An 8,507-nucleotide genomic window follows, 5' to 3' on the forward strand; every position below is an offset into this window, starting at 1 on the left:
TTTACGCAAGACCTCTTTGATGGTATCTGCAAGCAAGTTATAGCGCTTTAAAGAGATTTGAGAGGCTGATCGAATAGGAGAGATGCCCGCTTTGAACAAAGCTTCGTTTGCATAAATATTGCCAACACCAACAACAAGCTTACTATTCATCAGGAACTGTTTAACCGCTTGTTTTCTCTTTTTGGCAGCTTGATGAAGATACGCTCCGTCGAACTCCTCATTTAGAGGTTCAAGCCCCAAAGAAGCAATTAAAGGATGCGCTTGCCAATTGGAAGACCATAATATGCTGCCAAACCTTCGCGGATCGTTAAAGCGCAGTATTTTTCCACAGGAAAGGTGGAATTCAACATGATCATGTTTTATCCGTGGCGTCCTCTCGTCGACTATACGCAAACTCCCAGACATACCTAAATGCAGCAGTATACTTCCGTCAGGGACACAGATGATTATATACTTACCTCGCCTGAGAACATCGCTAACCGGCTGGTTTGTCATTTCATAGAGTTCATTAGAAACAGGCCAACGCAAAGCTTGCTGATAGATCTTGATGGATAAGATTTTATGCCCCTTGATATAAGGCTCAATGCCCCGGCGAGAGGTTTCTACTTCTGGCAATTCAGGCAAACTTGGCTCCTCATAGATAGAACAAATCACGCATTTTGATACAAAGGAAAGGCAAGTGTCCAATTCCCCTAAGCTTCACAATCCCAAATCTTCTTTAAGCGATGAGGATGAAATCCTGTACTTAGGTGTTGATGCCGGAGGCACTTTTACCGACTTTGTCTTGCTCACTGAACAAGAAGTGCGTATTCATAAAGTACTATCAACCCCTTCAAACCCTGCTCAAGCAATCTTGCAGGGAATAGAAGAACTAGGTTTAAACTCAGCTGTCGATAATAAACAGCTTTGTATTATTCATGGAAGTACGGTAGCTACCAATGCAGCGCTTGAACGAAAAGGTGCTCGTACCGTCTATATCACCAATAATGGTTTTGGCGATATCCTGAGCATCGGCCGCCAAGCTCGCAAAGAACTCTATAACCTCAATGCCAAACCACCCATTCCTCCTGTTCCAAGCGAGCTTTGCTTAGAAATAGAAACCCGACGTGATTCCGAGGGAAAGTTAATAAGACCTTTATCTGATGACGATATTGAAGCCCTTAAGCAAAAAGTTAATGACTTAAAACCAGAAGCTATTGCGATAAATCTCTTATTTTCCTTTATCAATGATGATGAAGAGCTACGCATTCAAAAAGCCCTGGAAGGTGACTATTTCGTCTCGCGCTCATCTTTTGTTTTACCAAAATATAAAGAGTACGAACGTGGTATAGCAACCTGGTTAAATGCATCCCTTGGCCCAAAAGTAAAAAACTATATTGATCACTTGATCGAGCAACTAAACGGCTGCCCTGTCTCAATCATGCAATCTTCAGGGGGAACCATTGCTGCTGAACAAGCCGCTTTACGATCTGTAAATCTGCTTTTATCCGGCCCGGCTGGCGGATTAGCCGCCGTTCGTCATATCGGTGAACAGTGTCACTTACCCAAGATCATGAGTTTTGATATGGGCGGCACATCAACCGACGTCGCCTTAATGGATGGCAACTTTGAACTAAGCGATGAAGGTAGCATTAATGATTGGCCGGTCGCGATACCAATGTTAAAAATGGAAACCATCGGTGCTGGCGGCGGCTCTATTGCCTGGATAGACGAAGGAAATATGCTACACGTCGGCCCTCAATCTGCGGGTTCCGCACCTGGCCCAGTTTGTTACAACAAAGGCGGAACTCAAGTAACTGTGACCGATGCCAATCTAGTTCTAGGGCGCATACGTGCAGATGCTTTCTTAGGTGGCGGTATGTCTCTTGATATAGCCTCAGCAGAGAGCGCGCTAGACACGCTAGCCAGCAAACTACAAATGAGCAGGCTTCAATTGGCAGAAGGAATCATAGAACTTGCGGAACAACAAATGGTAAAAGCCCTTCATGCCATTTCTATTCAGAAAGGGCACAACCCTAATGACTTTACCTTATGTTGCTTTGGCGGCGCTGGGGGTCTGCATGTCTGTTCCTTAGCTGAAAAACTCAATATGAAAAGTGCCATAATTCCCCAGAATAGTGGTGTCCTCTCGGCCTACGGCATGCTCAAAGCTCAAAAACAACGGCAATTTACCAAGACACATATTATTCAGTTAGATGATATTTCCCATCACCAACTGGAACAGCTGTTTGAAGGTCTCGAGTCACAAGGAACGAAAGAACTAAAATTAGAACAAGTAGGCAGGCAAACTATCCGATCAGAACGCTCTTTGGATCTTCGTTACCAAGGCCAGAGCTTCACTCTGAATATCCCCTTTTCTGCAGATCAAACCCGCAATATTGCAGACTTATTTCATCACAGCCATCAACAACACTATGGGCACCAACTCACTAATACCGCGGTTGAGCTCGTGAATGTTTGCCTTAGTCTGACAATTGAAACTCAGCAAAGTAATGATGTTATATGTACTGAAGTGCAAAATGATGCCACCACACAAGTCATTCAACTTCCTTCGATAGAAAAAGAAGTGACAATTCTTCAGCGAGAAGCGATCAAAGAAGGTGAAACCATAATAGGGCCTGCAATCATATTGGAAAAGGTTTCGACAACCTGGCTAAAAGAAGGATGGTGCGCAAAGATAGATCAGTTTCAGCATCTCGTGTTAAAAAAGCACGAAGTTATTGTGCAATAAACGAGCTGTCATACTCTAAAATATCATTGTTTGTGATAGCATATAAAACTAACGCGTGTCAGCTAGAATTTATAGGAGTGAGGTGAAGTAAATGTTTGACTGGTGGATAAACGGTATTCTCGATTTAAGTGTTGGGCAGAAAGTCATTGCAACGATAATTCTGACTCAAATCACCATCGCCAGCGTCACACTTTATCTACACAGACACTCAGCTCACAACGCTCTCGACCTGCATCCTGCACTTAAACACTTCTTCCGTTTCTGGATATGGCTGAGTAGTGCTCAAAATACCAAAGAGTGGACCGCTATTCACCGGAAACACCACGCAAAATGTGAGACAGATGAAGACCCACATAGCCCTGTTGCGAAAGGCCTAAAAACAGTTCTACTAACGGGTGCTGAGCTCTATAAAGAAGAGGCTGCCAATGCCGAAACCTTAAAGCGCTACGGTCAGCGAACACCTGATGATTGGTTAGAAAACAAGATCTATACCCCTCATAAGATGAAAGGTGTAGTACTGATGGGCGCTATCGATATTTTCTTCTTCGGCCTGGCAGGTATTACCATTTGGGCGATTCAAATGATGTGGATCCCGGTATTTGCTGCGGGTGTTATCAATGGTGTCGGCCATGCAATCGGCTACCGGAACTTTGAGTGTAAAGATGCCTCCCGTAACATCAGCCCCTGGGGCTTTTTTATTGGTGGCGAAGAACTTCACAATAATCACCACACTTATCCCAACTCCGCCAAGCTATCTGTTAAACCCTGGGAATTCGACATCGGCTGGTTTTATATCAGAATATTAAGCGCCCTTGGTTTAGCAAAAGCACGCAATATCCCACCTAAGCCAATAAAAGACAGTCACAAGCTGGAGCTTGATAAGGATACGGTGATGGCAATTATCCACAATCGCTTTTATGTTTTATCCCAATACCATAAGAATGTCATGATTCCGGTTATCCAAGCACAAAAAGCCAAGATGCAGGAACAAGAAAAAATTATGTTTAAAAAGGCCAAGAAGCTTCTCGTTAGAGAAGAAAATTTGGTTAAAAGTACTGAGAAAAGCCGAATCAATGAAATGCTTGACCACGACGTGATGATCAAGACCATTTATGAGATGAGCCAGGCTCTTCAAGATATTTGGAAAAAACACCCCGGTAGCCGCTTTCAAGAAAAGTTAAACGAGCTTTCTGAATGGTGTAAACAAGCTGAAAAAAGCGGCATCGAAAGCCTCGAAGAATTTGCCAAAAGTTTAAGACATTACTCTCTAAGTGCTGCAAAAGCCTAGATCAGATCTGGTCGCTAGCTTGTCGTTGATACAATTGATAACTGACTTGCCCGGCGACCTTTTCTTTCATCAGTTGCCAATCTTTCGGAATTGCAGGTAAAACGCCTTCTTTTTCCTGCTCCAGATAAATCACCGCCCCTTTAGCGAGTATCTCTGACTCCTCGATAAGTGCTAAAGTCTCTGTAAGTAAGCCTTTGCGAAAGGGTGGATCGAGAAAGAGTATATCAAAGGCACCCTGTTGTTTTGGACTCGCTTGAAGCCAAGTCAATGCGTCGAGGCACTCCACCACAGCTCGCTCAGCAGCCCCCCCTAATAGCGCGTAGTTTTCCTTAAGGCTCGAGGCTGCCTGACTACTTTTCTCAATAGAGCATAGCTCACCAGCGCCGCGTGAAAGCGCCTCGAGGCCTAAAGAACCACTGCCAGCAAATAAATCCAATACTCGGGCGCCGGGTAGATAAGGCATTAACCAATTAAACACCGTCTCTTTCACTCGGTCTGTCGTTGGGCGAAGACCTTCAAGCGCCGGAAAGTTTAATCGACGACTACGCCATTCACCGCCAATAATGCGAAAAGAGCCCGTTTGCGAGCTATCTATACGATTATTTTTACCATATGGCCGAGATTTTTGTCCTCGATGGTTTTTTTTAATCCTGGCTGGCATTAGAATTTCCTGTTATGTCATGCATATTATCCAAAGCACTCGAAAAAGCTCGCTTGTTTAGACGGATCCGTGCATTGTAAGTGAATTTTAGCCTCGCCGTTGCGATCTTTTTCAAAGAGAAATTATAACGGCATGAATCAAATACCTTAAGTTGTTCATATTATGCAAACAGAAATTTTATACTCTTTGGTCACCCTTGGCGTCATTGCACTCCTAATAGCAATCGATCTGATTCGCGCCAGACATAACCAAACCAAACCAAAGAAGGTTGAGCGCCAAGCACACCCCGAAACTAAAACGGTTCGCCCGCTGAATGAGTCTGCGCTGACTTCAGCCGAACCGGAAGCAGCACCTGAGCCTGAACCAACACCAGCGCCAAANCCAGAACCGGAACCAGCACCTGAGCCAGAGCCAGAGCCAGAGCCAGAGCCAGAGCCAAAAAGCTTTTTTGGCAGAATTAAGTCTGGCTTGAGCCGCACACGAGGCCGCCTATCGGGTGGTTTAAGCGAACTCATCATGGGCAAAAAGCAGATCGACGACGAGCTGCTTGAAGATATAGAAACACTACTTCTAACTGCTGACGTTGGTATTGAAGCGACTTCTGAAATTATCAATAAAATTACCGAAAGTGCCGACCGAAAAGAACTGAAGGACGCCGATAGCCTGCACGCTGTACTCAAGGACGAACTAAGCGGGCTGCTTAAAGCTAGCCATTCACCTTTAGAAATAAAGACTGGTGACTCTCCTTTTGTCATTCTTGTTGTGGGTGTCAACGGCGTGGGTAAAACAACCACTATTGGCAAAATGGCCAAGCGTTTCCAGAGCCAGGGACATTCTGTCATGTTAGCAGCAGGCGATACCTTCAGAGCTGCAGCAGTTGAACAGCTACAGGTTTGGGGTGAGCGCAACAATGTGCCTGTTGTTGCCCAACACACCGGCGCCGACAGTGCATCAGTCATATTCGATGCAGTTGAATCGGCTAAGTCTAAAGGGGTTGATATTCTAATCGCCGATACCGCTGGCCGCCTTCAAAACAAAGACAACCTAATGAGCGAGCTTGAAAAAGTTGTCCGAGTTATGCAGAAAGTTGACGATACCGCCCCCCACGAAGTGATGTTGGTTCTCGATGCCGGTACAGGCCAAAACGCACTAAGCCAAGCCCAAGTATTCCAACAAGCAGTTGGTGTAAGTGGTATCAGCTTAACCAAGCTGGACGGTACGGCAAAAGGCGGGATCATTTTCGCTATCGCTAAACAGTTAGGCCTACCGATTCGCTTTATTGGTGTTGGTGAGCAAATAGATGATTTACGCCCCTTTGAGGCGGATGAGTTTGTTGCTGCTTTATTCGACGAACAAGCATAAATCTCTGTCGATAAGATCTCAGCTTAAATCAATAGGCCTACTAAATAATGATACATTTTGAGAATGTCACCAAGCGTTATAGCGACGGCCATGAAGCACTTAATGACGTAAGCTTTTCAATGGCGCGTGGTGAAATGGCATTTTTAACAGGCCATTCCGGCGCAGGTAAAAGTACACTGCTTAAGCTGATTATGTTGATGGAAAGAGCCAGTGAAGGAAAGGTCACTGTGGGTGAGCAAGACCTTATGCGCATCCCAAAGCGGCAAATTCCTTATTACCGGCGTCATGTCGGCGTTGTTTTTCAAAATCATCGCTTGTTATTTGATCGCAGTGTTTACGACAACGTTGCGCTTCCCCTAGAAATTTCGGGAATGAACCCGCGCGATATCGGGCGTCGCGTACGTGCCGCATTAGATAAAGTCGGTTTGCTTTCAAAAGAGAAAATGACACCCATTCAGCTCTCAGGCGGTGAACAACAGCGTATCGGTATTGCCAGAGCCGTTGTCAATAAACCTCCCGTTTTGTTAGCCGATGAACCAACCGGAAACCTCGACCCCGAGCTTTCAGCCGAAATCATGAACTTGTTTAGCGAGTTCAATCAAGTCGGCGTCACGGTACTGATAGCGAGCCACGACTTGGCATTGATTCATCATATGCACTATCGCGTAATCTCGCTTCAGCAAGGAAGTCTGATCGACTCACGTTCTCAATTTGCCGGAGCAGATGACTAATGGCTGAGCTACCCAAATCTTCAGGCGCTCGACCTGCTCCTCCGCCAAGTGCTGCAAACCACTATATAGAACACCATAAAAAGGTGGCTAAGGCGACTCTGCTGTCATTGCTAAAAACACCCATTGCCAGTCTCTTTACCTGTGCAGTGCTCGGCATAGCTCTGGTTCTGCCAGCTTTGTTGACTAGCCTTTTAAGCAATATTGAATCACTAGGTGAAGATTGGGATGGCAGCGCACAAATAACGCTCCTACTTAAAAAGGGCGTGCCGCTTATTGATGGACAAAGGCTTGCTGACGATATTGCAAAAAGAAAGAGTATCACCAGCAGCCAGTTTATCGATAACGATAGCGCGCTGAGCAATTTTAAAGAACGCTTCGAGTTTGCCGATGCAATCGACTACTTAGACAGCAACCCCTTGCCGCATGTCATTATTGTTCGCCCATCAGATGCTCTAAATACGATTGAGCATATTGAGCAGCTCAAAGATGCTCTAATTACTCTTCCTGAAATCGAAAGTGCGATACTCGATGTGGTTTGGGTAAAGCGGCTTCAGTCGATCATTAATATGCTTCAGCAAGCAGTAAGCGTTATCGGAATAATGCTCGCACTGGTTGTTATTCTGGTGCTAGGGAATACCATTCGCCTAGCAATCGAGAACAAAAAAGAAGAAATTATTGTAATTAAACTCGTTGGCGGAACAGATGGTTTCGTTCGTAGGCCCTTTCTATATATGGGTGTATTATTTGGTTTTGGCGCCAGTCTAGTTGCCTGGATACTGCTTATTATCATTACCGCTATTCTTAATGGCCCGGTTGAGGCATTGGCCAGCTCATATCAAAGCACTTTTAGTTTGTCATCACTGAGTTTTGAATCTACACTATTGTTATTCTTAATAGGGACAGGGCTGGGCTGGTTTAGCTCTTGGCTTGCAGTACGCAAACATTTGGATGATATTGAACCAAGTTAATCAAGTAGAAATCCTATATTGCTGAGTCTTAAGTTTTATTAATCTTGTCTCTGCAACAGTAATTTTCAAAGTAGTACTCTTTTTTCTCCCTTTAGAATACTTTATGATTGCTTAATATATGTACAATTTTTCTGTATGGAACTTTTTCTTTGTTCTGCTGTCTAAATTTGAGCAGAGCAAAATATTGAACACTAAAATTCTTACGGAATAAATGTTGGAGGTTTTATTATGGGTACAAGCTTACAGCCCGTAGATATGCTTACCCCGGGCGCAAACCTGGAGTCATACATTCAGGCCGTGAATGGTATCCCTATTCTGAGCGTTGAAGAAGAACGCAAGCTTGCTGATCGTTTACATGATGAACACGATCTTGAAGCTGCACGCCATATGGTTATGTCTCATCTTCGCTTTGTTATTCATATTGCTAAAAGCTATGCCGGCTACGGTTTGGCTCAGGCAGACCTTATTCAGGAAGGTAACGTAGGCTTGATGAAAGCTGTTAAGCGTTTTAACCCTGAGTATGGCGTTCGCCTGGTTTCTTTTGCTGTACATTGGATCAAGGCAGAAATTCACGAGTTCATTCTACGAAACTGGCGCATCGTTAAAATTGCGACGACTAAAGCTCAGCGTAAAATGTTCTTCAATTTGCGCAGCAACAAAAAACGTTTAGCTTGGTTCACTCATAAAGAAGTTCAGGACGTAGCTGAGAACCTCGGTGTAGAACCAAAAGTCGTACGAGAAATGGAAGGTCGCTTAAGTGCTCACG

The 8,507-nt window shown here is 44.6% G+C and carries 8 protein-coding genes; 6 read left to right on the forward strand and 2 right to left on the reverse strand.

The annotated features are described in order from the left end of the window. Window positions 1-624: bifunctional DNA-formamidopyrimidine glycosylase/DNA-(apurinic or apyrimidinic site) lyase (gene mutM / locus A3735_RS22055; RefSeq protein ID WP_068638651.1), on the reverse strand; the 624-nt coding region annotated here is incomplete at its 3' end. Between the two features lie 55 nt (window positions 625-679). Between mutM and A3735_RS22060 the strand changes: the two genes are divergently transcribed. Both A3735_RS22060 and A3735_RS22065 read left to right on the forward strand, forming a co-directional pair. Then, window positions 680-2,731 carry a hydantoinase/oxoprolinase family protein gene (locus tag A3735_RS22060; RefSeq protein ID WP_231872335.1) on the forward strand — a complete coding sequence of 684 codons (2,052 nt, stop codon included), beginning with the start codon at window positions 680-682 and terminating at the stop codon, window positions 2,729-2,731. Window positions 2,732-2,822: 91 nt separating this feature from the next. Further along, window positions 2,823-4,019, forward strand: a complete 1,197-nt coding sequence (locus A3735_RS22065) for a fatty acid desaturase (protein ID WP_068508775.1) — start codon at window positions 2,823-2,825, stop codon at window positions 4,017-4,019. Window position 4,020: 1 nt separating this feature from the next. Here A3735_RS22065 and rsmD read toward each other — a convergent pair whose 3' ends face one another. After that, window positions 4,021-4,680 (reverse strand): 16S rRNA (guanine(966)-N(2))-methyltransferase RsmD, encoded by a 660-nt coding sequence (gene rsmD / locus A3735_RS22070; RefSeq protein WP_082865499.1) that lies wholly within the window; start codon window positions 4,678-4,680, stop codon window positions 4,021-4,023. Between the two features lie 162 nt (window positions 4,681-4,842). Between rsmD and ftsY the strand changes: the two genes are divergently transcribed. From ftsY to A3735_RS22090, 4 genes are all read left to right on the forward strand, one after another. Beyond that, complete coding sequence (gene ftsY / locus A3735_RS22075; RefSeq protein WP_068638653.1) at window positions 4,843-6,042, forward strand: signal recognition particle-docking protein FtsY; 1,200 nt, start codon at window positions 4,843-4,845, stop codon at window positions 6,040-6,042. 47 nt (window positions 6,043-6,089) lie between these two features. Then, a complete protein-coding gene (gene ftsE, locus A3735_RS22080; RefSeq protein ID WP_068506585.1) occupies window positions 6,090-6,773 on the forward strand; it encodes a cell division ATP-binding protein FtsE in 684 nt (227 codons plus the stop codon). After that, window positions 6,773-7,741 carry a permease-like cell division protein FtsX gene (gene ftsX / locus A3735_RS22085; RefSeq protein WP_068506583.1) on the forward strand — a complete coding sequence of 323 codons (969 nt, stop codon included), beginning with the start codon at window positions 6,773-6,775 and terminating at the stop codon, window positions 7,739-7,741. Before ftsE ends, ftsX begins: the two co-directional genes overlap by 1 nt. Before the next feature lie 228 nt (window positions 7,742-7,969). Beyond that, window positions 7,970-8,507, forward strand: a 538-nt coding sequence (locus A3735_RS22090) for an RNA polymerase factor sigma-32 (protein ID WP_156499826.1), incomplete at its 3' end; no start/stop codon positions are given.

It is taken from the genome of Oleiphilus sp. HI0061, from assembly GCF_001635675.1.